This window comes from Pseudomonas oryzicola (assembly GCF_014269185.2).
GTDB classification, from domain to species: Bacteria; Pseudomonadota; Gammaproteobacteria; order Pseudomonadales; family Pseudomonadaceae; genus Aquipseudomonas; species Aquipseudomonas oryzicola.
Genome location: NZ_JABWRZ020000001.1, coordinates 1,046,168 through 1,068,311, shown reverse-complemented (window position 1 = coordinate 1,068,311; position 22,144 = coordinate 1,046,168). Strand labels below are relative to the sequence as shown.

23 protein-coding genes are annotated in these 22,144 nt (G+C 63.8%); 10 read left to right on the top strand and 13 right to left on the bottom strand.

What is annotated here, in order from left to right:
* Together fahA and hmgA are read right to left on the bottom strand one after the other, a co-directional pair.
* A complete protein-coding gene (gene fahA / locus HU760_RS04820) occupies positions 1-1,293 on the bottom strand; it encodes a fumarylacetoacetase (protein ID WP_186675215.1) in 1,293 nt (430 codons plus the stop codon).
* A gap of 3 nt (positions 1,294-1,296) precedes the next feature.
* On the bottom strand, positions 1,297-2,598 hold the full coding sequence (gene hmgA / locus HU760_RS04815) for a homogentisate 1,2-dioxygenase (RefSeq protein WP_186675216.1): 1,302 nt from the start codon (positions 2,596-2,598) through the stop codon (positions 1,297-1,299).
* 174 nt (positions 2,599-2,772) lie between these two features.
* Between hmgA and HU760_RS04810 the strand changes: the two genes are divergently transcribed.
* Positions 2,773-3,570: an IclR family transcriptional regulator gene (locus HU760_RS04810; RefSeq protein ID WP_186675217.1), complete on the top strand. Its 798-nt coding sequence runs from the start codon at positions 2,773-2,775 to the stop codon at positions 3,568-3,570.
* A gap of 264 nt (positions 3,571-3,834) precedes the next feature.
* Here HU760_RS04810 and HU760_RS04805 read toward each other — a convergent pair whose 3' ends face one another.
* The 4 genes from HU760_RS04805 to HU760_RS04790 all read right to left on the bottom strand — a co-directional run bounded on the left by HU760_RS04805 (position 3,835) and on the right by HU760_RS04790 (position 7,014).
* Positions 3,835-4,749: an SDR family oxidoreductase gene (locus tag HU760_RS04805; RefSeq protein ID WP_186675218.1), complete on the bottom strand. Its 915-nt coding sequence runs from the start codon at positions 4,747-4,749 to the stop codon at positions 3,835-3,837.
* Between the two features lie 120 nt (positions 4,750-4,869).
* Positions 4,870-5,775, bottom strand: coding sequence for an alpha/beta fold hydrolase (locus HU760_RS04800; RefSeq protein ID WP_186675219.1), 906 nt, complete (start codon positions 5,773-5,775; stop codon positions 4,870-4,872).
* A gap of 176 nt (positions 5,776-5,951) precedes the next feature.
* Entirely contained in the window at positions 5,952-6,638 is a 687-nt protein-coding gene (locus HU760_RS04795) for an LrgB family protein (RefSeq protein ID WP_186675220.1), read from the bottom strand.
* Positions 6,628-7,014: a CidA/LrgA family protein gene (locus HU760_RS04790; RefSeq protein ID WP_186675221.1), complete on the bottom strand. Its 387-nt coding sequence runs from the start codon at positions 7,012-7,014 to the stop codon at positions 6,628-6,630. The genes HU760_RS04795 and HU760_RS04790 overlap by 11 nt, the downstream gene beginning before the upstream one ends.
* A 96-nt stretch (positions 7,015-7,110) precedes the next feature.
* Between HU760_RS04790 and HU760_RS04785 the strand changes: the two genes are divergently transcribed.
* Positions 7,111-8,007: a LysR family transcriptional regulator gene (locus HU760_RS04785; RefSeq protein ID WP_186675222.1), complete on the top strand. Its 897-nt coding sequence runs from the start codon at positions 7,111-7,113 to the stop codon at positions 8,005-8,007.
* 64 nt (positions 8,008-8,071) lie between these two features.
* On the opposite strand, the gene HU760_RS04780 is transcribed toward HU760_RS04785, so the two are convergent.
* Positions 8,072-8,527 (bottom strand): flavodoxin, encoded by a 456-nt coding sequence (locus HU760_RS04780; protein WP_186675223.1) that lies wholly within the window; start codon positions 8,525-8,527, stop codon positions 8,072-8,074.
* Between the two features lie 116 nt (positions 8,528-8,643).
* Here HU760_RS04780 and HU760_RS04775 point away from each other — a divergent pair, with 116 nt between their 5' ends.
* Positions 8,644-9,072 carry a PAS domain S-box protein gene (locus HU760_RS04775; RefSeq protein WP_186675224.1) on the top strand — a complete coding sequence of 143 codons (429 nt, stop codon included), beginning with the start codon at positions 8,644-8,646 and terminating at the stop codon, positions 9,070-9,072.
* A gap of 59 nt (positions 9,073-9,131) precedes the next feature.
* The gene (locus HU760_RS04770) at positions 9,132-9,749 is read left to right on the top strand and encodes a hypothetical protein (protein ID WP_186675225.1); all 618 of its coding nucleotides are present in this window, start codon (positions 9,132-9,134) and stop codon (positions 9,747-9,749) included.
* On the opposite strand, the gene HU760_RS04765 is transcribed toward HU760_RS04770, so the two are convergent.
* Positions 9,734-10,669 carry a MerR family transcriptional regulator gene (locus tag HU760_RS04765; RefSeq protein ID WP_186675348.1) on the bottom strand — a complete coding sequence of 312 codons (936 nt, stop codon included), beginning with the start codon at positions 10,667-10,669 and terminating at the stop codon, positions 9,734-9,736. The two genes, HU760_RS04770 and HU760_RS04765, sit on opposite strands and share 16 nt — an antisense overlap.
* A gap of 217 nt (positions 10,670-10,886) precedes the next feature.
* Between HU760_RS04765 and HU760_RS04760 the strand changes: the two genes are divergently transcribed.
* The 4 genes from HU760_RS04760 to HU760_RS04745 all read left to right on the top strand — a co-directional run bounded on the left by HU760_RS04760 (position 10,887) and on the right by HU760_RS04745 (position 12,856).
* Positions 10,887-11,447 (top strand): putative antibiotic biosynthesis monooxygenase, encoded by a 561-nt coding sequence (locus tag HU760_RS04760; RefSeq protein ID WP_186675226.1) that lies wholly within the window; start codon positions 10,887-10,889, stop codon positions 11,445-11,447.
* Between the two features lie 76 nt (positions 11,448-11,523).
* Complete coding sequence (folM, locus tag HU760_RS04755) at positions 11,524-12,216, top strand: dihydromonapterin reductase (protein ID WP_186675227.1); 693 nt, start codon at positions 11,524-11,526, stop codon at positions 12,214-12,216.
* A 9-nt stretch (positions 12,217-12,225) separates the two neighbouring features.
* Complete coding sequence (locus HU760_RS04750; protein ID WP_114171118.1) at positions 12,226-12,522, top strand: DUF1244 domain-containing protein; 297 nt, start codon at positions 12,226-12,228, stop codon at positions 12,520-12,522.
* Entirely contained in the window at positions 12,515-12,856 is a 342-nt protein-coding gene (locus HU760_RS04745) for a HopJ type III effector protein (RefSeq protein WP_186675228.1), read from the top strand. The genes HU760_RS04750 and HU760_RS04745 overlap by 8 nt, the downstream gene beginning before the upstream one ends.
* A 41-nt stretch (positions 12,857-12,897) precedes the next feature.
* Here HU760_RS04745 and HU760_RS04740 read toward each other — a convergent pair whose 3' ends face one another.
* Positions 12,898-13,806 carry an alpha/beta hydrolase family protein gene (locus HU760_RS04740; RefSeq protein ID WP_186675229.1) on the bottom strand — a complete coding sequence of 303 codons (909 nt, stop codon included), beginning with the start codon at positions 13,804-13,806 and terminating at the stop codon, positions 12,898-12,900.
* 165 nt (positions 13,807-13,971) lie between these two features.
* Positions 13,972-15,183 (bottom strand): enoyl-ACP reductase FabV, encoded by a 1,212-nt coding sequence (fabV, locus tag HU760_RS04735; RefSeq protein ID WP_202883410.1) that lies wholly within the window; start codon positions 15,181-15,183, stop codon positions 13,972-13,974.
* Positions 15,184-15,508: 325 nt separating this feature from the next.
* Here fabV and HU760_RS04730 point away from each other — a divergent pair, with 325 nt between their 5' ends.
* Positions 15,509-16,687 carry an acetyl-CoA C-acetyltransferase gene (locus HU760_RS04730; RefSeq protein WP_186675237.1) on the top strand — a complete coding sequence of 393 codons (1,179 nt, stop codon included), beginning with the start codon at positions 15,509-15,511 and terminating at the stop codon, positions 16,685-16,687.
* A gap of 74 nt (positions 16,688-16,761) precedes the next feature.
* Here the strand turns inward: HU760_RS04730 and metE are convergent, their stop codons facing one another.
* Entirely contained in the window at positions 16,762-19,053 is a 2,292-nt protein-coding gene (metE, locus tag HU760_RS04725; RefSeq protein ID WP_186675239.1) for a 5-methyltetrahydropteroyltriglutamate--homocysteine S-methyltransferase, read from the bottom strand.
* A gap of 315 nt (positions 19,054-19,368) precedes the next feature.
* On the opposite strand from metE, the gene HU760_RS04720 reads away from it, so the two are divergent.
* Complete coding sequence (locus HU760_RS04720; RefSeq protein ID WP_186675241.1) at positions 19,369-20,856, top strand: methylenetetrahydrofolate reductase C-terminal domain-containing protein; 1,488 nt, start codon at positions 19,369-19,371, stop codon at positions 20,854-20,856.
* Here the strand turns inward: HU760_RS04720 and yjiA are convergent.
* Together yjiA and HU760_RS04710 are read right to left on the bottom strand one after the other, a co-directional pair.
* Complete coding sequence (gene yjiA / locus HU760_RS04715; protein WP_186675243.1) at positions 20,816-21,793, bottom strand: GTPase; 978 nt, start codon at positions 21,791-21,793, stop codon at positions 20,816-20,818. The genes HU760_RS04720 and yjiA overlap by 41 nt on opposite strands.
* 146 nt (positions 21,794-21,939) lie before the next feature.
* Complete coding sequence (locus HU760_RS04710; protein WP_085674977.1) at positions 21,940-22,137, bottom strand: YbdD/YjiX family protein; 198 nt, start codon at positions 22,135-22,137, stop codon at positions 21,940-21,942.
* Between the last annotated feature and the right edge of the window lie 7 nt (positions 22,138-22,144).

The following is a 22,144-nucleotide window of genomic DNA, read 5'->3' as shown; positions in this document are numbered from 1 at the left end:
TCAGTTGGCCGCGATGACCGTGCCGCGGCACTCGCCGAAGCCGATGCTGGCCACGCCATCACGTACGCAACGGCCACGCAGGATGATTTCGTCGCCGTCCTCGAGGAACTTGCGTACCTCGCCACTGGCCAGTTCCACCGGGTGCTTGCCGCCTTCGGTGATCTCCAGCAGGCTGCCGAACGAACCGGGCGTGGCGCCCGACAGCGTGCCCGAACCGAACAGGTCGCCCGGCTGCAGCTGGCAGCCGTTGACGCTGTGGTGCGTCACCAGCTGCGCCACGGTCCAGTACATGCTGCGGGTGTTGCTCAGGGTCAGGCGATGCGGGGCCATGCGCTGCTCGCGCATGCGCTCGGTCAGCAGCAATACCTCGAGTTCGATATCGAATGCACCGGCGGCCTGGTCGCGCTTGTCCAGCAAGTACGACAGTGGCTGCGGGTCGCCTTGCGGGCGTGGCGGCTGGGCACAACGGAAGGGTTCCAGCGCTTCGGCAGTGACTACCCACGGTGAGATGCTGGTAACGAAACTTTTCGACAGGAACGGGCCCAGCGGCTGGTATTCCCAGGCCTGGATATCCCGGGCCGACCAGTCATTGAGCAGGCACAGGCCTGCCACGTGCTCGGCGGCATCACCGATCGGGATCGCCTGGCCGAAGTCATTGCCCTGGCCGATCCAGATGCCCAGTTCCAGCTCGTAGTCCAGGCGCGCGCAAGGGCCGAAGCTCGGTTCGCTGTGCCCGGCCGGCAGGGTCTGGCCCTTGGGGCGACGCACGTCGGTGCCGGACGGACGGATGGTCGAGGCGCGGCCGTGATAACCGATCGGCACGTACTTGTAGTTGGGCAGCAGCGGGTTGTCAGGGCGGAACAGCTTGCCGACGTTCTTGGCGTGCTCGATGCCCACGTAGAAGTCGGTGTAGTCACCAATCTGCGCCGGTACATGCAACTGGCAGGCGCTGGCCGGATACAACGCAGGCTGCAGGGCCGCCTGGTGCTCGCTGTGCTCGCCTAGCAGCACCTGCAGACGCTCGCGCAGGGCCACGCGAGCGCTGCGACCGAGGGCGAAGAATGCGTTCAGAGCGCCACCGCGGGTGGCCTCGACAGCAGCCTTGGCGGCACCGTCGAACAGGCCGGCGGCCAGCACTGCCTCAAGGTCGAGGATCGCATCGCCAATGGCCACGCCACAGCGCCTGGCTTCACCGGGCCGGCTGAATATGCCCAACGGCAGGTTCTGCAGCGGGAAGTCGCTGTGCCCGTTGGCGTGCTCCACCCAGCTACGGGCAATGGCGGTCTGGTTCATGGGTTATCTCCGGTTCGGGTTGAAGGTGCTCGGCAAGGTGGCCCAGCAACTATCGTAGTCGGCCTGCAATTGCGGGCATTCGAGGGCCTGCAGGCTCGGGCGCAGCACCTGGCTGGTCTCGAACATGAAGGCCATGGTGTTGTCGATCTTGTGCGGCGCCAGGTCGGCGGCAATGGCCTTTTCGCAGGTTTCGGCATCGGGACCGTGGGCGCTCATTACTCCGTGCAGCGAGGCACCACCGGGCAGGAAACCCTCGGCCTTGGCGTCGTAGGCACCGTTGATCAGGCCCATGAACTCGTTCATCAGGTTGCGGTGGAACCATGGTGGACGGAAGGTGTTCTCGGCCACCATCCAGCGTGGCGGGAAGATCACGAAGTCCATGTTGGCCATGCCGTGCACGCTGGTCGGCGAAGTCAACACAGTGAAGATCGACGGGTCCGGGTGGTCGAAGCTGACCGTGCCGATGGTGTTGAAGCGCCGCAGGTCGTACTTGTATGGCACGTTGCTGCCGTGCCAGGCGACCACGTCCAGCGGCGAGTGCTGCAGTTCGCAGGCCCAGTGCTCGCCCAGGAACTTCTGCACCAGCTGCACCGGGCCTGCGGCCTCTTCGTAATGCGCCACCGGGGTGAGGAAGTCGCGCGGGTTGGCCAGGCCGTTGCTGCCGATCGGGCCCAGGTCCGGGATACGCAGCGGTGCGCCGTGGTTTTCGGCAATGTAGCCACGCGCCTGGCCGTCGAGCAGCTCGACGCGGAACTTCATGCCGCGCGGGATCACCGCGATTTCCAGCGGTTCGACCTGCATTACCCCCAGTTCGGTGGCGATGCGCAGGCGGCCCTGTTCCGGCACCAGCAGCAGTTCACCGTCGGCGTTGAAAAACACCCGTTCCATCGAACGGTTGGCGCGGTAGATGTAGATGCTGACGCCGGCCGGTTTCTCTGCTGCCGAGTTGGCCACCATGGGTAGCCAGCCTTCGATGAAGTCGGTCGCTTCGCTGGGGATCGGCTGTGGGTTCCAGCGCAGGCGGTTTGGGGTGATGGCCCCCAGCGGGCCGCTCAGCGGCTGGCGCGCCAGGCGCTCGAACCGCGGATGTAGCGCAGACGGGCGAATTCGGTATAGCCAGGTGCGGCGCAACTCGCTGCGGGCCATGGTGAATGCCGTGCCCGAGAGCAGCTCGGCATACAGCCCGTATGGGGCTTTTTGCGGCGAGTTCTGCCCGACCGGCAGGGCACCTGGCAAAGCTTCGCTGGCAAATTCGTTGCCAAAGCCGCTGAGGTAGTGAAGGTCGGGTGACGTATCGCGATTCATCGATGCCTCCGGGCTCTGGCCGAGCCGTTGCGGGCAGCTGGCTGCCGGTCCCGATCGGGTTGGCAGCACGTCTGCATTGTTTTTATCGTAATCAGATTACGAATAACGTAATTTGCTCCGGGCAATGCGTCAAGCTATAAAGGCGCGACGCGAAGAATCCGGAAGCAGATGTCCATGACCAAAGCCAGCTCCCCCGCCGACAACGGCAAGCAGAAAGTCCGCTCGGCAGAGGTCGGCACCGACATCCTCAAGGCCCTTGCGGAACTCTCCCCCTCCACCTCGCTGTCGCGCCTGGCAGAGCACGTGCAGATGCCGGCGAGCAAGGTGCACCGTTACCTGCAGGCCCTGATCGCCAGCGGCTTCGCCGAGCAGGATGCAGCCACCAACCATTACGGCCTGGGGCGCGAGGCCCTGCGGGTGGGGCTGGCGGCACTGGGCAGCATCGATGTGCTGAAGATTGCCGCGCTGCCGCTGTCGCAACTGCGCGATGAACTGAACGAGAGCTGCTTCATTGCCGTATGGGGCAACCAGGGCGCGACCGTGGTCAGCATCGAGCCGGCAGTACGCGCGGTTACCGTGGTCACCCAGATCGGTTCGGTACTGCCGCTACTTACCTCATCCACCGGGCTGGTGTTCGCCGCCTACCTGCCCGAGCGCGAAACCGTGGAGTTGCGGGACCAGGAACTGGCCGCCCTGCAGCACAGTGCCGCCGATTACCAGGCAGTACTGGCCGGCATTCGCGAACGTGGCCTGCACCATGTGCACGGGCTGCTGATGCCGGGCGTGGATGCGCTGTCGGCCCCGGTATTCAACGCCATGGGGCAGATCGCTGCGGTGATGACCGTGGTCGGGCCAACCTCGATCTTCCATGCTGACGAGCATGGCCCGGCGGCGCAACGGCTGCTGGCGGCAGTACGGGAAACCAGCTGGCGCATGGGTTATACGCCTGCGGCACTATTGCCCGATGCGTAAAGGTGAATGTCATAAGCCGCTATTTTTCCTACAGGATCAAGCGCTTATTCTTAACTCACTGGCCGGCATGAAGGGCTCCCCCCCCCCCCGCCTTTCAGGCCTGCGAGGTTCACCGACGTAGATTTTGAAGCTCCTTGATCTGACGTCTCGATTGGCCGCTGCGGCTTGCAGCGGCCTTTTTTATCTGCCCTGAAAATAATCTTCACCTGTGCCGGCCTCTTCGCGGGCAAACCAGTGAAGAGGCTGGCACAGGCAGCAAAGGTTTCAGCCCAGTGGGTATTTCTGCAGGTTCGCCATCATCTGCTGCAATGCCTGCAAGCTGTCCTGCGGGTGCACCGCCCCCTCGAAGTCACCGATGCGCGCCCAGTTCTCCGCCACTTGCTCCGGGGTAAAGCCCTCGCGCGGATCGAACCCCACGCCCAGGCTACGCTCCCAACGCACCTTGCCCACCCAGCCGCCACCCACTTCGAACAGGTCCCCGCTGCCTTGGCACTGCTCGCTGCCCAGGTACACCACCAGCGGGCTGACCAGTTCGGGCTTGAGCCGCTCGAACACCTGGGGCGGGATCAGCCCTTCGGTCATTCGCGTGCCACCGGTAGGGGCAATGGCGTTGACCAGGATGCCATGCTTGCGCCCCTCGATCGCCAGGGTGCGGGTCAACCCGTACAGGCCCAGCTTGGCCATGCCATAGTTGGCCTGGCCAAAGTTGCCGTAGATACCGGATGTGGACGCGGTGAAGATCACTCGTCCCCAGTTCTGCTCGCGCAGGTGCGGCCAGGCAGCGCGGGTGACCTTGTAGGCCCCTTCGACATGCACCTGGTAGACCTGCTCCCAGTCGCTGTCTTCCATCTTGTGGAAGGTCTTGTCACGCAGGATGCCGGCGTTGTTCACCAGCACATCGACCCGGCCGAAGCTGTCCAGGGCCTGCTCGACGATACGTGCGCCATGGCTGACCGAATCATGGCTGGCAATGGCGCTGCCGCCAGCGGCGCGGATCTCCTCGACAACCCGGTCAGCGGCGGAGGCGCTGGCACCTTCACCATGGGTGGAACCACCGAGATCGTTGACTACCACCCGGGCGCCACGCGCGGCGAACAGCAACGCATGGGCACGGCCCAGGCCGCCGCCGGCTCCGGTGACGATCACCACGCGATCTTGCAGACGGACAGGCTCGCTCATGCTCATGGCTCCAGGCAGGTTCAGGTCCGCCGAGTGTCCGCCGCCGAGGGCGAACGGACAATCAAGCGCCTGCCGGCTGAATGCCTGGCAATAACGCAACGCGATGGTCGAAGGACCTGGTCAGGACCAGGCCATCTTCTGCGGGTAATTGCGCAGCGGTCGTTCGCGAAACACGAGGTAGTGGCGTAACACCTGGACCGGCGCCTCGGTATGCGGGTAGTGGCCGATGCCTTGCAACTGAACGGTATCCGGCGCTGGTACCAGTTGCCGGTAGCGCTCGACCATGTGCGCGCCAGACAGCGGGTCGACCATGCCAGTGATCAAGCGCAGCGGCACGCCTTCGCGTTGCATCGCGCCAACCCAGCGGTCGCGGTACAACCTGCGCTCCGGCATGTAACCAACCAGTTTGTGCAGCACGCGCGTACCATGGTTGGCGGTGATCAGGCTCCAGAAATCATCCAATACGCTTTCACTGGGATGGGTGCAAGGGCCATAGACCTGGATAAGGTTGCGCACCAGGTCGTCGCGCCCGAACGAGCGCCCTACCAGCCAGCCCACACGGCTGAGCAGCAGTTTCTGGATCAGCAGCATGCGGCAACTTTCCGGAAACAGCCCACTGTTGAGAAACGCACAGCTGGCGATGCGGGCGCGCTGTTCGTAATGCCGCGCCAGCAGTTCCTGGGCCACGCTGCCACCGTAGTCATGGGCCAGCAGGTGCACCGGCTGGTCGACCTGCAGTTCGGCGAGCAAGGCCTGCTGCAGGTCGGCCTGCTCCATCAGGCTGTAGACATGATCGACCGGTTTGGCCGAATCGCCAAAACCGAGCATGTCGCAGGCGATCACCCGGAAGCGTTGGGCCAAAGGCCCCCACAAGTAGTGCCAATCCCAGCTGGCGGTGGGGAAACCGTGCAACAGCAGCAGGGGCTCTCCTTGCCCTGCGGTCCAGTAGCGGATGCTCTGGCCCCGGAAGGTGAAGCTCTGTCCCCGGGTACGCCAGACGCACAATGGAATTTCGGCCATGGGCATCAGAAAGGTCCCGGTGAAGTGGTGTTGGCTGAACAAGGCAAGGCTGTGCTCATAGCATGTCACCTCGGCACTTACATGTGCTCTCTGAGTCGAGGCTGAGTCTAGCCAGCAGCCCAGGGCCTTGAACTTGCATTGCCAGCCAGCTTGATGACTGAGCGAGTCAGTGGCACGAACGGTCAGAGCAGCATGGCCAGCAGCGGTGCCGCGAACAGGTTCAGCAGACCGGTCAGGACCATCACCAGGCCCGCCACCGAACCCTCCTCGCGACCCACCTCATGCGCACGGCTGACCCCTGCACCATGGGCACCGACGCCAAACAGCGCCCCACGCGCCAGCGACGTGCGCAACGGCAACCAGCGCAGCAAAATGCCGCCGAACATGGCGCCGAGTACGCCGGTGAACATCACGAATACTGCGGTCAGCTCCGGTACGCCACCCAGGTCATGGGCCAGTGGCATGGCAAACGGCGTGGTGATCGAACGCGGCACCAACGACAGGCTGGTCGTACTGTCCAGCGCGAGCAGATGAGCCAGCCCCCAGGAACTGGCAATCGAGGCACTGCTGCCGGCGACCATGCCCGTCATCAGTGCCGGCCAGTGGCGTGCCAGCATGATCCGCTGCTGCCAGATCGGCACCGCGAATGCCACGGTCACCGGGCCGAGTACATTCATCAGCCAATGGGTATTGCGGGCATACTCGGCATAGGCGGTGTGCAGCGGTACCGCCACCGCCAGCAACAGGATCGGCACCAGGATCAGCGGCGACAGCAGGTAGCGCCCACTACGCCGGTACAGCCAGCGGCTGCCCAGATAGGCCAGCAGGGTCAGGGCGAGCCAGAACAGCGGCATGGGTTCAAGGCTCATGGCGCAACCTCCAGCGGCATACCAGTTCCACGGTCAGTGCGGTCACCACCATCACCATCAATGTACTCATGGCAATTACCAGCAAGATGCGCCAGCCTTCGTCACGGATCAGGGCGCCGTAGTCGAGCAGGCTCATCAATGCCGGAATGAAAAACAGCAGCATTTCGGCCATCAGCCAGCCCGCGCCCAGTTGCAGCATGGCCGGCTTGAGCACACCTGAAGCGAACAGTAGCAGCAGTAATGCCAGGCCCATCACACCACCCGGAATCGGCCAGCCCAACCAGGCAGCAAGCTGGCCGCCGAACAGGAACAGAAAACAAAGGGTCGCCAGTTCGAGCAACAGGCGCAGGGCTTTTTTCAGTAACGCGGGTTTCATGGGGGAGTCCTCGACAGGCCCTCATTTTAAGATCCGGCTGCCTAGGCCAGAAGCGAATTGTTAGACTACGCACCATTCCAGAATGGAATTGTGATCATGGAATTCAAACAGCTGCGCAGCTTTATCGAAGTCGTCCATCGCGGTGGTTTCACCCAGGCAGCGCAAACTCTGCACATCAGCCAGTCGGCCGTCAGCAAGCAAGTCGCCCAGCTGGAGCAAGATCTGGGCCAGCCATTGCTGGAGCGCCAGGCTTCACAACTGCACCTGACGGCAGCCGGGCGCATCGTGCTCGAGCGTGGCGAAGCGTTGCTGCGCCAACGCCAGGCACTGCTAGGCGAACTGGACGACCTCAGCCAGATGGGCCGCGGCGAATTGCGCCTGGGCTTGCCGATGCTGGGCAGCGACGCGCTGTTCGCCGGGTTGTTCGCCGAGTATCGGCGTCGCCACCCGAACATCGTCATTCAACTGCTCGAAGGCGGCAGCCGCAGCATCGAACAGGCTGTCAGAAGTGGTGAACTGGAGCTGGGCGGCAGCCTGACACCTGCTGACGAGGCGCTCGACTACCAGCCTTTCTGCAACGAGCCACTGGATGCCCTGCTGCCGGTCGGCCACGAGCTGGCGGACCAGGACGGGGTAGACCTGCGGCAGTTGGCCGACACTCCGTTTCTGCTGTACCAGCGCAGCTTCGTGCTCAACGACCGGTTGCTGAAGGCGTGCCAGCAACAAGGCTTTACCCCCAAGGAAGGCGGGCGCAGTGGCCAGGCAGACTTCCTTGCCGCGCTGGTGGCGGCGGGCCAGGGCGTGGTCTTGCTGCCCCGAGTGGTGGCAAAAGCACTGCAACGCCCTGGGGTAGTGCGTTTGCCGCTGCGCTCGCCAAAGGATCTGCGTTGGGACATCGCCTTCATCTGGCGGCGCGGGGCGTATCTGTCACGGGCAGCGCAGGCGTGGTTGGCGTTGGTGAACGAGCGGCCAGTGCCAGACGGCAAGGAATGAGTTGCCCTTGCTGGCCTCTTCGCGGGCGAACCCGCGAAGAGGCCGGTACAGGCAAAAGAAATTGTCAGGCTTTCAATGCAACAGCCAACTCAGCCAGCCAAGGCTCGGCATCCACTTCGGGGGTTACCGTCTCACTGGCGTCCAGGCGCAGCATCGGCTGTACTTCCCGCACGCCCAGCTCGGCGAACAGCTCGCGCATTTGCTCACCGCCACCGCAATAGGTATCGCCATAGCTGGAATCGCCCAGCGCGATCACCGCACCCGGCAGGCCACGCCAGGCCGCTGGCAGCGTATCGCGGATGCTGCTGTACAACGGCATGAGGCTGTCCGGCAGCTCGCCCATGCCTGTTGTCGAGGTGACGGCCAGCAGGGCGTCAGGGGTAAATCCTTCGAGGTCCTGCAAGGTAGCGCGCGCCGCATGCCAGGCCTCCAGGCCGGCAGCCTTGAGCAGCACTTCGGCGTGACGGGCGACTTCTTCGGCGGTGCCGTAGACCGATCCGGAAATAATGGCGACTTTCATCGAGTAGAGGATTCCGAAACTGAGTGAAAACGTAGGATACTAGCATTCAGCGCTGGCAAAAGGCCGCCTCTACTCTAGTCGCTTCTTCAGCCCTTCTTCGCCAATGGCCCCCGAACATGATCAACGCGCAACTATTGCAATCCATGGTCGATGCATCCAATGACGGGATCGTGGTCGCCGAACAGGAAGGCGACGACACCATCCTCATCTACGTGAATGCCGCCTTCGAACGCCTGACCGGCTATAGCCGTGACGAAATCCTTTATCAGGATTGCCGCTTCCTGCAGGCCGACGACCGCGACCAGCTTGGCCGCGCCCGCATTCGCAAGGCGCTGGCCGAAGGCCGCCCGTGCCGCGAAGTGCTGCGCAACTACCGCAAGGATGGCAGCACCTTCTGGAATGAACTGTCGATCACCCCGGTGAGGCACGACGTCGAACAACGCACTTACTTCATCGGTATCCAGAAAGACGTGAGCCGCCAGGTCGAACTGGAGCGGGAGCTGGCCGAAATGCGCGCTCGTCCGAAACCCGACGAACGCAGCTGAACCAAGCGCGAAGCTCGCGGTCAATCGCGTTGAAGAAATTGTCACCCTCGAGTTCGATCATGCAAGCAGAAGCGCTCCTGACTCAGGACGAGCTGGACTTCATACAGAGCATGCAGCATTCGCCGCAACTGAACCTGGCCGACCCCATGTCGAGCCTGCTGGTCAATGGCGATCGCCGAATCCAGAGCTTGCTCACCCGTCTGGTGGCCAACGAGCAAGTCACCTTGCAGGCCCAGTTCAACAACCAGCAGATCAGCTTCCCGCTGCAACTGGTGGAAGACGAGTTCCACGCCCTGCACCTGCAACTGGGCTCGCCGGAAATCTACGAAGACGGCCCCAGTTTGCGCCCGTGGCGCCTCTCGCTGGAACAGCCGAGCGCGTTGCTCGATGCCCATGGCCAGGACAGCGGCCTGTGGGTTCGTGACATATCGTTCAAAGGTACGCTGGTTGAAATCCGTGGCTTGCCCACAGCGCCTACCCGCTTCGAACTATGCTTCGCCCCTGGTGGCATCAACCCCATCGAACTGCTGGGTGTGTTGAGCCGGCGCATCGGCCCGGACCTGGCCGCCTATGACCTCAGCCAAAGCCCGGCAGAAGAGATCGAGCGCCTGCGCGACTACATTCTGCAGGCCCACCGCCGGGCTCACCCCGAACTGCACACTCAGGTATCCAGCTGACCGGCCAGAAATTGCCGCAAACGCTGGCGCATCACGCTGCCCTGCGCGCCCAGGCAGGCTATCGCGCTGCCCGCCAGGCTGTCCTGTGCCAGCTCCGCCGCTTCACCGGCCAGTAGCAACGGGCACTCGAGCCCGGCCACCAGGCGCGCCAGGCGTCGACTGACCTCTACGGTAAGGGACTGGTGCGAAAACAGCACCAGGGCATCCGGCTTCAGGCGCTCGCAGACCAGCGCCAGTTCCGCCAGCGGCTGGCCGTTCGGCAACAGGGTCACACCAATCTCGTCGCTGCCCAGAATCAGGCTGGTCACCAGCAATTCCAGCTCGTGGGACTGCCCCGGAAGCGGCGCCAGCAGTACTGTGCGCCGGCGTGGCGCGTGGGCAAGCTGCAGGCGGGCGAACACCCGGCCACGCAGGAACTGGTCAAGGAACAGCCACTCGCTGGCTTGCCCGTAACTGCCCTGCCCGACCGCAAGGTCATGCCACACTGGCATGAACACTTCGCTGAACACCTGGTCCAGGGTACTTGCGGCGAACACCTCGTTAAACAAGCGGTCCAGGCCTGCCGCGTCAAACCGTTGCAGCGCCTGGCGAATCTGCTGTTGCCAGCGCGCCCAGGCGTCAGTCGCCGCGCCTGCCGGCCCGGCAAGGGCATGGTCGCGCGCGAGAATGCTGGCGACCTTGCTCACCGCCACACCGCGCTCCAGCCAGCCGAGGATGCGCCGCACGTCATCGATGTCGGCCTGCGAATACAGGCGATGACCACTGTCGGTGCGGGTTGGCTGGATCAGGCCATAGCGGCGTTCCCAGGCGCGCAAGGTCACGGCATTGACGCCGGTCAGGCGGGATACCTCACGGATCGGAAACAGGTCCTGCTGCATCAGGCCCGCATCGATCACTGGATTACGTCCCTGTTCGTTCATCTTCACGGAGTATCCTGTGGGCGGAAGTCGAGCACTAGTCTACTACGACGTCGACGGCCGCAGGGATCGACCGTTTGCCGGCTGACATTTGCCGATGCACGCCGATACGCGATAATCCGCGCCCGATTCTTGCATGCATGCCTGCGTCGCCCACCACCCCGGACGACTCAGCCAGAAGGGCCAGCTACCCGCCAGCCCTGTAGCCAGGAGATACACGATGTCTACCCCACCCGTTACCCTGATGGTTTCGCGCCGCGCCGCCCATGGCCGCTACCAGGACCTGCTGGCCTGGCTGCATGAAGGCGAGCAGTTGGCTACCGACTTCCCCGGCTACCTCGGCTCGGGCATCCTCGCCCCACCCAGCGATGGCGATGAGTTCCAGATCATCTTCCGCTTCAGTGACGAACCCACATTGCATGCCTGGGAGCACTCCGCTTCGCGCCGGGCCTGGTTGCAACGTGGCAATGGCCTGTTTGAACGCCCCAGAGAAGCGCGCGTAAGCGGTATCGATGACTGGTTCGGCACCAACACGGTGCAAAAACCGCCGCGCTGGAAACAGGCCGTGGCTATATGGCTGGCTTTCTTCCCGGTCTCGCTGGTGTTCAACCTGGTGTTCGGGCACTGGCTGGCAGCGCTGGATCTGCTGCCTCGGGTACTGCTCAGCACCCTGGCCCTGACGCCTGTGATGGTCTACCTGTTCATCCCGCTGTCCACCCGCCTGCTGGCCGGCTGGCTACAGGCCGTGCCACGCGGTGGACCAGCACTGCGCAGCCGCTGAGCGCAGCGGTACAAGAGCAAAATTCTTGAGGTATGCTGGGCGGCAACGACAGACCAGACAAGTTGACCGCCCGAACATGAACAGCCCAATTCTCGTAACCGGAGCCAGCCAGCGTGTCGGGCTGGCCCTGGCCCTTGAACTGGCCCAGGCAGGCCACACGGTGGTCAGTGCCAGCCGCAGCGCCCAGCCAGGGGCGGCCCACCCGAACATCGTGCAGTTCCAGGCCGACCTGTGCCAGGCGGCCGACCGCCAGGCCCTGATCGACTACTTGCATAGCCATTACGATGGCCTGCGCGCCATCATCCATAACGCCTCGCTGTGGCTGGACGATGGCCTCGACAATCTCGAAACCATGTTCCGCCTGCACGTCGAAGCCCCCTACCACCTCAACCTGGCGCTGGGCGACCTGCTGGCCAGGGAGGAAAAGGCCGACATCATCCACATTTGCGACGAAACCTCTTCGCGCGGCAGCAAAAGCCATATCGGTTATGCCGCAACCAAGGCCGCGTTGCAGAACATGGTGCTGTCGTTCGCCGAAAAATATGCGCCCAAGGTGCGTGTGAACGGTATCCTTCCCGGGCTGCTGATCCTCAAGGAAGGGGGCGACGAAACCTATCGCCAGCAAACCCTGAAGAAGGCCTTGCTGGAATTCGAACCCGGCGCCGGCCCGCTGATCGAGACGGTCAAGTACCTGCTCGCCAGCCAGTACAGCACCGGCAGCCAGGTGGTCATCAACGGTGGCCGCCACCTGAAGAACCGCATGACCTGAGAGAAGCCAATGACCCCACAGCAACAGCTCGAACTCGAGGCCGCCGCGTTCCGGCGCCTGGTCGAACACCTGCAAAAGCGCACCGACGTCCAGAACATCGACCTGATGAACCTGTCCGGTTTTTGCCGCAACTGCCTGTCCAAGTGGTACAAGGCGGCAGCCGACGAGCGCCAGCTCGACGTAAGCCTCGACGACGCCCGCGAAGCGGTATACGGCATGCCATACGCCGAGTGGAAAGCCCAATACCAGAAAGAAGCCAGCGCCGAGCAACAAGCGGCGTTCGAAAAAGGAAAACCTCGTGACTGACCTCGACACCCTGCGCGCCAGCCTGGCAAGCGGCAAACACGTGTTCGCCGACACCCTGGCGTTCATTGCCGACCATTACAGCTACCAGCCACAAGCCTTCGACAACGGCGGCGTGGCGAATGCGGCCGGGCAGAACGAAGGCTCGTGCAAGACCCTGGGCCTGGCGCTGCTGGAAGGGCTGAGCGACCAGGAAGCGCTGCTGGCCTTTGGCGAGCACTACCGTGACGTGCTGGCCACGCCCGAGGGCAGCGACCATGGCAACATCCGCGCGCTGATCAAGCATGGCCTGGCCGGTGTGAAGTTTGCCGGGCTGCCGCTTTCGCGCAAGGCCTGAAATTGCCGGGGCTGCTTTGCAGCCCCGAATCTGTATCAACCTCAGCTGATGATTATCCCCGGCACGCCAGCTGCCAACCCACCCCGCTGCAACCACTGCACCGCAACCGGCCACAAACTCTCGCGAAACCGATCATGGAAGAACGCGAAATGGCCAATTTCCCCGACCGAGATATCCCCAGGCGCAATGCGCAAGTGGCAGCGTTCAGCACCCTGCAGGTAGCCCAGCAGGCGCTCCGTCGCCGCCACGGTACCAAAGGGGTCGTCGGTCAGGCTGATCGCCAGCGTCGCCGCCCGCACCTGGGCGAACGGTAGCATCGCCAGCGCCCGCCCGCTGGGGCGTTGCTCATAACGCGGGGTACGTGTGGCCCAGTCATGCACCACGCCGGATGGCGTGTCCTCCAGCCAGCCCAGGCGCTTGCCGGGGAAATAACCGAACACCCGGGTGAGCAGCGGCATCAGCACATGCCACTTGCCGAACAGCTGCCAGCGCTGCCCGGCCGCGTAATCTCGCCAGTAGGCGAATTGCGCGCCGACCATCACCACCCGGCGTACCTGCCCCGCAGACGGCGCCAAGCCCACTGCGCAGCCGCCAAAGCTGTGTCCCACCACGTCCACCGGCTGGCCGGGGAAATGTTCTGCTGCGTGCGCAAGCATGGCTTCGAAATCCAGCCGGCCCCAGTCGCTCCAGCTGGCCTGGAAGCCGCGCAGCGATGACGGGCGGGATTCGCCGATACCGCGGTAGTCGTAGGTCAGCACATCGCAGCCTTGGGCGAACAGGTAGTCGGCAAAGCGCGAGTAATAGCGGCAGCGTACCGAAGTGGCAGCATTGATGATCACCAGCGGCCGCTGGGTGTCAGGTTGGGCGTGGCGCCAGCGGAAGCCGCCGAGAATGTAGCCGTCGGCTGCGGCGTGGCGAAAGGCGGTGGCAGGTTGGGCAAGGCTGCTCATGGCACATTCCCTGTTGTCGTGCGCCAAAGCTAGCAAAAAATCGTCAGCCTGTGCTGGCCCTGTCACCGCCAAGCCAGCTCCCACAGGTATTCCGCAAATTTGAAGGCCTGCGGACACTCTGTGCGGAAACTGGCTTGCCGGCAATGAGGCCAGCGCAGCTTCAGCTTACAGCTCGATGCAGTCGAACTTCACATCGGTAGCCACGTCTTCGTCGTAATTGACGTCAGCGCGCTCGAAGCCGAACAGGTTGAGGAACTGCTTCTTGTAACCGGCATAGTCGGTCAGCTCGAACAGATTCTCGGTGGTCACCTGTGGCCACATGGCCTTGCAGGCATCCTGCACGTCGTCACGCAGTTCCCAGTCGTCCAGGCGCAGACGGCCCTTCTCATCTACCTCGGCCGGCGCACCGTCGGCGCGGTACATGCGGTCGCGGAACATGCGGTCCAGCTGGTCCTGGGTACCTTCGTGAACACCCTTCTCCTGCATGATCTTGAAGACCATCGACAGGTACAGTGGCATCACCGGGATGGCCGAACTGGCCTGGGTAACCACCGACTTCAGCACCGCCACGTTGGCACCGCCCTTGATTTCAGCGGCCAGTTTCTGGTCCAGGCGCAGGGCGGTTTCGTCCAGGTCCTGCTTGGCCTGGCCCAGCGCACCGTGCCAGTAGATCGGCCAGGTGATTTCGGTACCGATGTAGCTGAAGGCCACGGTGCGGGCGCCTTCGGCCAGCACGTTGGCGCCCGCCAGGGCATCGATCCACAGCTGCCAGTCCTGGCCGCCCATGACGGTAACGGTGTCTTGGATTTCCTGCTCGGTGGCCGGCTCGATGCTGGCCTCGATGATGGTGTCCTTGTTGGTGTCGATGGCGGTCGACTTGTAGGGCTGGCCGATCGGTTTCAGCGCCGAACGCACCAGTTCACCGGTCTGCGGCAGCTTGCGCACCGGCGAGGCCAGCGAGTAGATGACCAGGTCGACCTTGCCACCCATTTCGTTCTTGATCAGCTCGATGACCTTGGCGCGCGCTTCGTCGGAGAAGGCATCACCGTTGATCGACTTGCTGTACAGGCCTTCGGCCTTGGCGAACTTGTCGAAGGCGGCAGCGTTGTACCACCCAGCGGTACCGGCCTTGGTCTCGGTGCCAGGCTTTTCGAAGAACACACCCAGGGTGTCGGCCTTGAAGCCGAACGCCGCGGTGATACGGGCTGCCAGGCCGTAGCCGCTGGAAGCGCCGATGACCAGGACCTTCTTCGGGCCATCCTCGCGCACGCCCAGCTTGCGGGTGGCTTCGATCTGGTCACGGACGTTGAGCTCGCAGCCCTTCGGGTGAGTCGTGGTGCAGATGAAACCGCGAACCTTAGGATGAATGATGGCCAATGTCTGTACCTCGTCAGGTTTATGCCGGGGAAGCGCCACCATTGGGCGATTCCGAATGAATTGATCAGAGGGTGAGACTACCCTCGCTGGTTATCCGACACATATTACGGGCTGATCAGGGGGATGCAAAACGGAGCTTCGCCGATACCGGCCCTTTCGCCGCGGTTCGGCGCGCAACAGCCGGTGCACTCGGTCGTGGGGCCGATGCGCGTCGGCTTTGCGCCTATTCATTGGATTTCCACATCAATCGCTAAGAAAAACAAACTTAACAAATGAGCCAAAGCCACCGATGCTTGAAGCACTACGCCCATCGGAGAACAACAACATGAACGACGTGGTTATCGTCGCTGCAACCCGTACCGCCATCGGCAGTTTCCAGGGCGCCCTCGCCACAGTCCCTGCGGTAGACCTCGGTGCCGCCGTGATCAAGCGCCTGCTGGAGCAGACCGGGCTGGAGCCGGCGCAGGTCGATGAAGTGATCCTCGGCCAGGTGCTTACCGCCGGTGCCGGGCAGAACCCGGCACGCCAGGCTGCGATCAAGGCCGGCCTGCCCTACAGCGTACCGGCGCTGACCCTGAACAAGGTCTGCGGTTCGGGCCTCAAGGCCCTGCACCTGGCAGCCCAGGCCATCCGTTGCGGTGATGCCGAGGTGGTCATCGCCGGAGGCCAGGAGAACATGAGCCTCGCCCCCTACGTGATGCCCTCGGCCCGCACCGGCCAGCGCATGGGCCACGGCCAGCTGATCGACAGCATGATCAGCGACGGCCTGTGGGACGCTTTCAACGACTATCACATGGGTATCACGGCGGAAAACCTGGTGGACAAGTACGGCCTCAGCCGTGAGCAGCAGGACGCCTTTGCCGCCGAGTCGCAGCGCAAGGCGGTGGCGGCGATCGAGGCGGGCCGCTTCGATGATGAGATCACGCCGATCATGCTGCCGCAGAAGAAGGGTGAGCCCAAGGTCTTCGCGCGGGACGAACAACCACGCCAGGACACCACCACCGAGTCCCTGGGCAAACTGCGCCCGGCGTTCAGGAAGGACGGCAGCGTCACCGCCGGCAACGCCTCCAGCCTGAACGATGGCGCTGCCGCCGTGATGTTGATGAGTGCCGCCAAGGCCGAGGCCCTGGGTTTGCCGGTGCTGGCCAGGATTGCAGCCTATGCCAGTGCTGGCGTAGACCCGGCGATCATGGGTATCGGCCCGGTTTGCGCGACCCAGCGTTGCCTGGACAAAGCCGGATGGCAGCTGGCCGAACTGGACCTGATCGAAGCCAACGAAGCCTTCGCCGCGCAGGCGCTGGCGGTGGGCAAGGCGCTGGCGTGGGATGCGGCGCGGGTGAACGTCAATGGTGGAGCAATTGCCCTCGGCCATCCGATCGGGGCGTCCGGATGCCGGGTGCTGGTGACCCTGCTGCACGAAATGATCAAGCGCGATGCCAAAAAAGGCCTGGCCACCCTGTGCATCGGTGGCGGGCAAGGCGTGGCGTTGGCGATCGAGCGCTGATCACCACTCGATTCGGGCAGGCCCGGCCTCTTCGCGGGTAACCCCGCGAAGAGGCCGGCACAGGCTACAACAGATCAGGCACTGGTACGCAGCTCGCGGGCAGCAGCAACCATATTGATCAGCGCTGCCTCGGTCTCCGGCCAGCCACGGGTCTTCAGCCCGCAATCCGGGTTGACCCACAGGCGTTCGGCGGGGATACGCCGGGCCGCCTTGCGCAACAGCTTGACCATTTCCTCGCGGCTCGGCACCCGCGGCGAGTGGATGTCGTACACCCCCGGGCCGATCTCGTTGGGGTAGGCAAACCGCTCGAATGCCGCCAGCAATTCCATGTCCGAACGCGAAGTCTCGATGGTGATCACGTCGGCATCCATTGCCGCGATCGACTCGATCACGTCATTGAACTCGCTGTAGCACATGTGGGTGTGAATCTGGGTTTCGTCGCGCACGCCCGAGGCACACAGGCGGAAAGCCTCGGTAGCCCACTCCAGGTAATGGGCCCAGGCGCCGTGGCGCAGCGGCAGGCCTTCGCGGAAGGCCGCTTCGTCGATCTGCACGATCCGGATCCCCGCCGCTTCCAGGTCGAGTACTTCGTCGCGGATCGCCAATGCCAGCTGACGCGCCTGCACCTCGCGGCTGACGTCCTCGCGTGGGAACGACCACATCAGCATGGTCACCGGGCCGGTCAGCATGCCCTTCATCACCTTACCGGTCAGGCCCTGGGCATACGTGATCCATTCCACGGTCATGGCCTTCGGCCGGCTCAGGTCGCCAACGATTACCGCCGGCTTCACGCAGCGCGAGCCATAGCTCTGTACCCAGCCGAAGCGGGTGAAGGCATAGCCATCGAGCTGCTCGGCGAAGTACTCGACCATGTCGTTGCGCTCGGCCTCGCCGTGTACCAGCACATCCAGGCCCAGGTCTTCCTGGATTTGCACCGCATGGCGGATCTCGCTGTGCATGGCCTCGACATAATCGGCCTCGGTCAGCCTGCCTTGCCGGTAGGCCTGGCGTGCCAGGCGAATCGCCGACGTCTGCGGGAACGAACCAATGGTTGTGGTCGGGAACGCTGGCAGGCCGAGCCGCGCACGCTGCTTGCCGATACGCTGGGCAAACGCCGACTGGCGCTGGCTGTCGGCGGGCTTGATTGCGGCCAGGCGGGCTTGCACGGCGGGTTTGTGGATGCGTGGTGAAGCAGCGCGGCTGGCCTGCACGGCCCGGCTCTGCGCCAGGGCAGCGGCGACATCCGCGGCCCGCGGGTCATCGATGGCCTTGGCCAGCAGCGCCACCTCCTGGCACTTCTGCACGGCAAAGGCCAGCCAGCTTTGCAGCTCGGCATCCAGCTGGTCTTCACGTTCCAGATCCACCGGGCTGTGCAGCAGCGAGCAGGACGGTGCCACCCACAGCCGGTCGCCAAGGCGTTCATGGGCGTGGCGCAGTACCTCCAGCGCCTGCTCCAGGTCGCAGCGCCAGACATTGCGGCCGTTGACCAGGCCCAGCGACAGCACCTTGTAGGCCGGCAGGCGGTCGAGGATGGTCGGGTACTGCTCCGGCGCCCGCACCAGGTCGATATGCAGGCCATCGACCGGCAGGTTGGCGGCCAGGCCAAGGTTGTCTTCCAGGCCGCCGAAGTAAGTGGCGATCAGCTTCTTCAGCGGCGCGCGCTGAATGATGTTGTAGACACGCTCGTAGGCGTTCTTCCAGTTCTGGGGCAGGTCCAGGGCCAGGATCGGCTCATCCAGCTGCACCCATTCCACTCCCTGGGCAGCCAGGCGGTTGAGGATCTGGTCATACAGCGGCAACAGACGATCGAGCAGCTCCAGTTTGTCGAAATCGCCGCCCTTGGCCTTGCCCAGCCACAAGTAGGTCAGCGGGCCAATCACTACCGGCTTGACCGTGTGGCCAAGGGCGTGGGCTTCGTCCACTTCTTCGAACAACTGCTCCCAGCTGAGGGCGAACTGCTGGTCGGCGGTGAATTCGGGGACCAGATAGTGGTAATTGGTGTCGAACCACTTGGTCATTTCCTGGGCGTGGGCGCCGCCACAGCAGCTGTCTCCGACGGCACCACGGGCCATGGCGAACAGGGTTTGCAGGGTGGGCCGGGCAGCGCCGTTGCTGGCAAAGCGCTGGGGGATGACGCCGAAAGTCAACGAGTGGGTCAGTACCTGGTCGTACCAGGCGAAGTCGCCGACCGGCAGCAATTCGATGCCGGCGTCTTTCTGCACCTGCCAGTGGCGGGCACGCAGCTCGCGGCCGACGGCGCGCAGGCCGGCTTCGTCGAGTTCGCCCTTCCAGAAGGCTTCCTGGGCCTTTTTCAGCTCGCGGTCGCGGCCGATACGTGGAAAGCCCAGATTGTGTGCCAGTGCCATGTCTTGTCCCTCAGCATGCATAAATGAATGAGGGGATTTTCCGGGCACCGGCATCTTGAGACAAACTCATTAAATTTAAGATGAACTCAAGATTTTCTCATGTTTGTGAATTTGTACTGCCTGTACTGGCCCTTTCGCGGCTAAAGCCGCTCCTACAGGTACCGCGCCACCCTGTGGGAGCGGCTTTAGCCGCGAAAGGGCCGGCACAGGCAAACCCGGATGTCTCATTCAGAGCACCACCCTGCGCATCCGGACATGACCGCACCCGCCTTCTGCCGCACAATGCCACCCTGACCAAACCAGGTACCCGGCCCCATGAGCCTGCTGAAAACCGCGCTGCGCGAAAACACCTTCGTCTGCGTCATGGAGTTCGTCCCCAAGCCCTCCACAGAACGCTTCGCCGCCATGGACGCGATCCTGGCCCGCGCGCATCTGTGCGGCTGGCCAATGACCGTGGCCATCGGCGACCGCGTCGGCAGCCCGCTGGACATGTCACCGCTGGACGCTCTCGCCTCCTTCAGCAACCCGGTACCGGCCCTGCCGCATTTCTCCGGCAAGGACCGTGAACGTCATCACCTGCTCGCCCAACTGCAACGCATGGATGCAGCCGGCCTCGACCAGCTGCTGCTGTTGACCGGCGACCGCCTGCCCGGCCATCAGCCTGGGCAACGCCCGGTGCGCTACCTGGAGTCGGTCGCCGCCCTCCAGATTGCCCGCCAGGCCTGCCCGCACTGGCTGCTCGGCGCAGCCCTCAACCCGTTCAAGTACTGCGAGGAGGAAGGCGGCGCCCAGTACTTCAAGGCCGAGAAAAAGCTGGCGGCCGGCGCCGATTTTTTCACCCTGCAACTGGGCTTCGATGCCGGCAAACACCAGGAAGCCATGCACTGGATGAGTCGCCAGGCCACACCGAGGCCGATGCTGGCCTGCCTCATGAGCCTTACCCATGGGCGGGCGGCGATGCTCGACCATGTCGCCGGGGTGACCGTCACGCCGTCCATGCGCGACCTGCTCGAAGCTGAAGCAGGCCAGTCCAAGGCCTTTGCCCAGGCACGCAGCATTGACCGCCTGGCCTTGCAGATCATCGGTGTCAAGCTGATGGGCTATGCCGGTGTGCACCTGTCAGGTATCCACGAACTGAAGCAGTTGCTCGCGCTGGAAGCACGCGTCGAGCACTGGCAAGCGCACATCCAGACGCTGGAACAATGGGCACCGGCCTGGCAAGCCTGTTGGCAGATGCCTGGCCTGCCGGCGGTGAGTTTCCACCCGCCACAGGCAGGCTGGCGCCAGGGCGAATCACGGGTCGATGCCTCGTTCGCGGAAAAGGCGCACTATCACTTGATGCATGGCATGCATGCGCTGCTGTTCAGCCGCCGCAACGGCCTGAGCAAGGCATTTGGCTGGGCCGTGCGTCACCCGGTGTGGGCCACGCGCCTTGGCGCGCAGTTGCTGCACACGGTGGAACGCGCGGTGAAGCGTCCGCTGGTAGGCTGTGACACCTGCGGCCGTTGCCGCCTGGAAGACACCTTGTACATCTGCCCGGAAACCTGCCCCAAGGGCCTGGCCAACGGCCCATGCGGCGGTACCGCGCTGAACCGCTGCGAGTTCGGCGATCGCGAGTGCATACACAGCGTCAAGTACCGCACGGCCAAAGCGGTACGGCAGACGGCGGTGCTGAGCGAGCGCCTGATCCCGTGCATCGAGGCCGGGACACGCCATCGCAGCTCATGGCCGCAATGGTTTCAGGCGCAGACGCCGCGCCAGCTCAGTCCGCAGCCAGCGCCTCGAACCCAGCCCGAATCGTAGCTTCGGGCAGTTCGTCGGCGATAAACACCATCACGCTTTCGCGGGTTTCACCTTCGGCCCATTCGACATCCCAATCGAAGCCGTAGAGCTTGAGCACGCCCTGGAACACCAGCTTGCGCGCCTCACCGGCAATGTTCAGCACGCCCTTGTAGCGCAACAGCTGCTTGCCGTGGGTTTCCAGCAACTCGTTCATGAAGTCGCTGAGGCGGTCGATGTCCAAAGCGGTTTGCGTGCGCAGCACCAACGTCGAGATGCGGTCCGGGGTAGCGGGCTTGAGCAGCGGGCGTAACGCTGGCTTCAGGTTCGTGCCCAGATCGGGGTTGAGGTTGAAGCCACGCACATCCAGCAGTTCCGCCAGGTCGATGCGGCCATGCTCGACCACGCGGATCGCCGCACGGCCATTGATGCGTGCCAGGCGCTCGCCCAGGGCCTCGACCACAGCCGGCTCGACCAGGTCGGTCTTGCTCAGCAGCAGGCGATCGGCAAAGCCGACCTGGGCCTGGGCAATGGCCTGGGTCAGGTGTAGCTCGGCATGGGCGGCATCGACCAGGGTGATGATACCGTCGAGGATATAGCGCTCACGCAGCTCTTCATCGATGAAGAAGGTTTGTGCCACCGGCGCCGGGTCGGCCAGGCCGGTACATTCGATCACCAGGCGGTCGAAGGCGATCTCACCTGCATCCAGGCGTTCGAGCAGCAGGTACAGGGCACGGGTCAGGTCGCCATGGATGCTGCAGCACACGCAGCCGTTGGCCAGCGTCATCACCTGCACCGGCTCGTCGCCGAGCAGCTGGCTGTCGATGCCGGCCTCGCTGAATTCGTTCTCGATCACGGCGATCTTCAGGCCATGCTCGGCCTTGAGCATGAACTTGAGCAGAGTGGTCTTGCCAGCGCCGAGGAAGCCGGTGAGTACGGTTACGGGAATAGGCGTCTGCACGCAGAACATCTCCTGAGCGGAAAAAACAATGGCCCCATCGCCAGCAAACCGGCTCCCACCGCGGCCCACCGGCGCTTGAAGGCGGTGGGGTAGCGGTGGGAGCCGGTTTGCCGGCGATGAGGCCGGGACAGGTCAATGCTTGAGGATCAACAGCACTTGGGCCCGGACTTGCCACCATAACGCGCTTCCTGACGTTCACGGAAGAACGCCTCGTACGTCATGACCGGCTTGTCCGGGTGCTTGGTCTGCATGTGCTCGACATAGTTGTCGTAGTCGGGCATGCCGACCATCAGGCGGGCTGCCTGCCCCAGGTATTTACCCAGTCGACCCAGGTCGTTGAACATCGCAGCA

What these genes read in the sequence shown, in the direction of transcription:
- HU760_RS04780 (WP_186675223.1), bottom strand. Translation starts at nt 8,527, where the DNA reads ATGAAAGTCGCCATTATTTCCGGATCGGTCTACGGCACCGCCGAAGAA.
- HU760_RS04720 (WP_186675241.1), top strand. Translation starts at nt 19,369, where the DNA reads ATGAGCCTGCTGAAAACCGCGCTGCGCGAAAACACCTTCGTCTGCGTC.
- HU760_RS04730 (WP_186675237.1), top strand. Translation starts at nt 15,509, where the DNA reads ATGAACGACGTGGTTATCGTCGCTGCAACCCGTACCGCCATCGGCAGT.
- HU760_RS04770 (WP_186675225.1), top strand. Translation starts at nt 9,132, where the DNA reads ATGCAAGCAGAAGCGCTCCTGACTCAGGACGAGCTGGACTTCATACAG.
- HU760_RS04810 (WP_186675217.1), top strand. Translation starts at nt 2,773, where the DNA reads ATGACCAAAGCCAGCTCCCCCGCCGACAACGGCAAGCAGAAAGTCCGC.
- HU760_RS04710 (WP_085674977.1), bottom strand. Translation starts at nt 22,137, where the DNA reads ATGTTCAACGACCTGGGTCGACTGGGTAAATACCTGGGGCAGGCAGCC.
- HU760_RS04765 (WP_186675348.1), bottom strand. Translation starts at nt 10,669, where the DNA reads ATGAACGAACAGGGACGTAATCCAGTGATCGATGCGGGCCTGATGCAG.
- fahA (WP_186675215.1), bottom strand. Translation starts at nt 1,293, where the DNA reads ATGAACCAGACCGCCATTGCCCGTAGCTGGGTGGAGCACGCCAACGGG.
- HU760_RS04740 (WP_186675229.1), bottom strand. Translation starts at nt 13,806, where the DNA reads ATGAGCAGCCTTGCCCAACCTGCCACCGCCTTTCGCCACGCCGCAGCC.
- HU760_RS04790 (WP_186675221.1), bottom strand. Translation starts at nt 7,014, where the DNA reads ATGAAACCCGCGTTACTGAAAAAAGCCCTGCGCCTGTTGCTCGAACTG.
- HU760_RS04805 (WP_186675218.1), bottom strand. Translation starts at nt 4,749, where the DNA reads ATGAGCGAGCCTGTCCGTCTGCAAGATCGCGTGGTGATCGTCACCGGA.
- HU760_RS04760 (WP_186675226.1), top strand. Translation starts at nt 10,887, where the DNA reads ATGTCTACCCCACCCGTTACCCTGATGGTTTCGCGCCGCGCCGCCCAT.
- HU760_RS04775 (WP_186675224.1), top strand. Translation starts at nt 8,644, where the DNA reads ATGATCAACGCGCAACTATTGCAATCCATGGTCGATGCATCCAATGAC.
- HU760_RS04785 (WP_186675222.1), top strand. Translation starts at nt 7,111, where the DNA reads ATGGAATTCAAACAGCTGCGCAGCTTTATCGAAGTCGTCCATCGCGGT.
- HU760_RS04800 (WP_186675219.1), bottom strand. Translation starts at nt 5,775, where the DNA reads ATGCCCATGGCCGAAATTCCATTGTGCGTCTGGCGTACCCGGGGACAG.
- HU760_RS04750 (WP_114171118.1), top strand. Translation starts at nt 12,226, where the DNA reads ATGACCCCACAGCAACAGCTCGAACTCGAGGCCGCCGCGTTCCGGCGC.
- hmgA (WP_186675216.1), bottom strand. Translation starts at nt 2,598, where the DNA reads ATGAATCGCGATACGTCACCCGACCTTCACTACCTCAGCGGCTTTGGC.
- metE (WP_186675239.1), bottom strand. Translation starts at nt 19,053, where the DNA reads ATGGCACTGGCACACAATCTGGGCTTTCCACGTATCGGCCGCGACCGC.
- HU760_RS04795 (WP_186675220.1), bottom strand. Translation starts at nt 6,638, where the DNA reads ATGAGCCTTGAACCCATGCCGCTGTTCTGGCTCGCCCTGACCCTGCTG.
- folM (WP_186675227.1), top strand. Translation starts at nt 11,524, where the DNA reads ATGAACAGCCCAATTCTCGTAACCGGAGCCAGCCAGCGTGTCGGGCTG.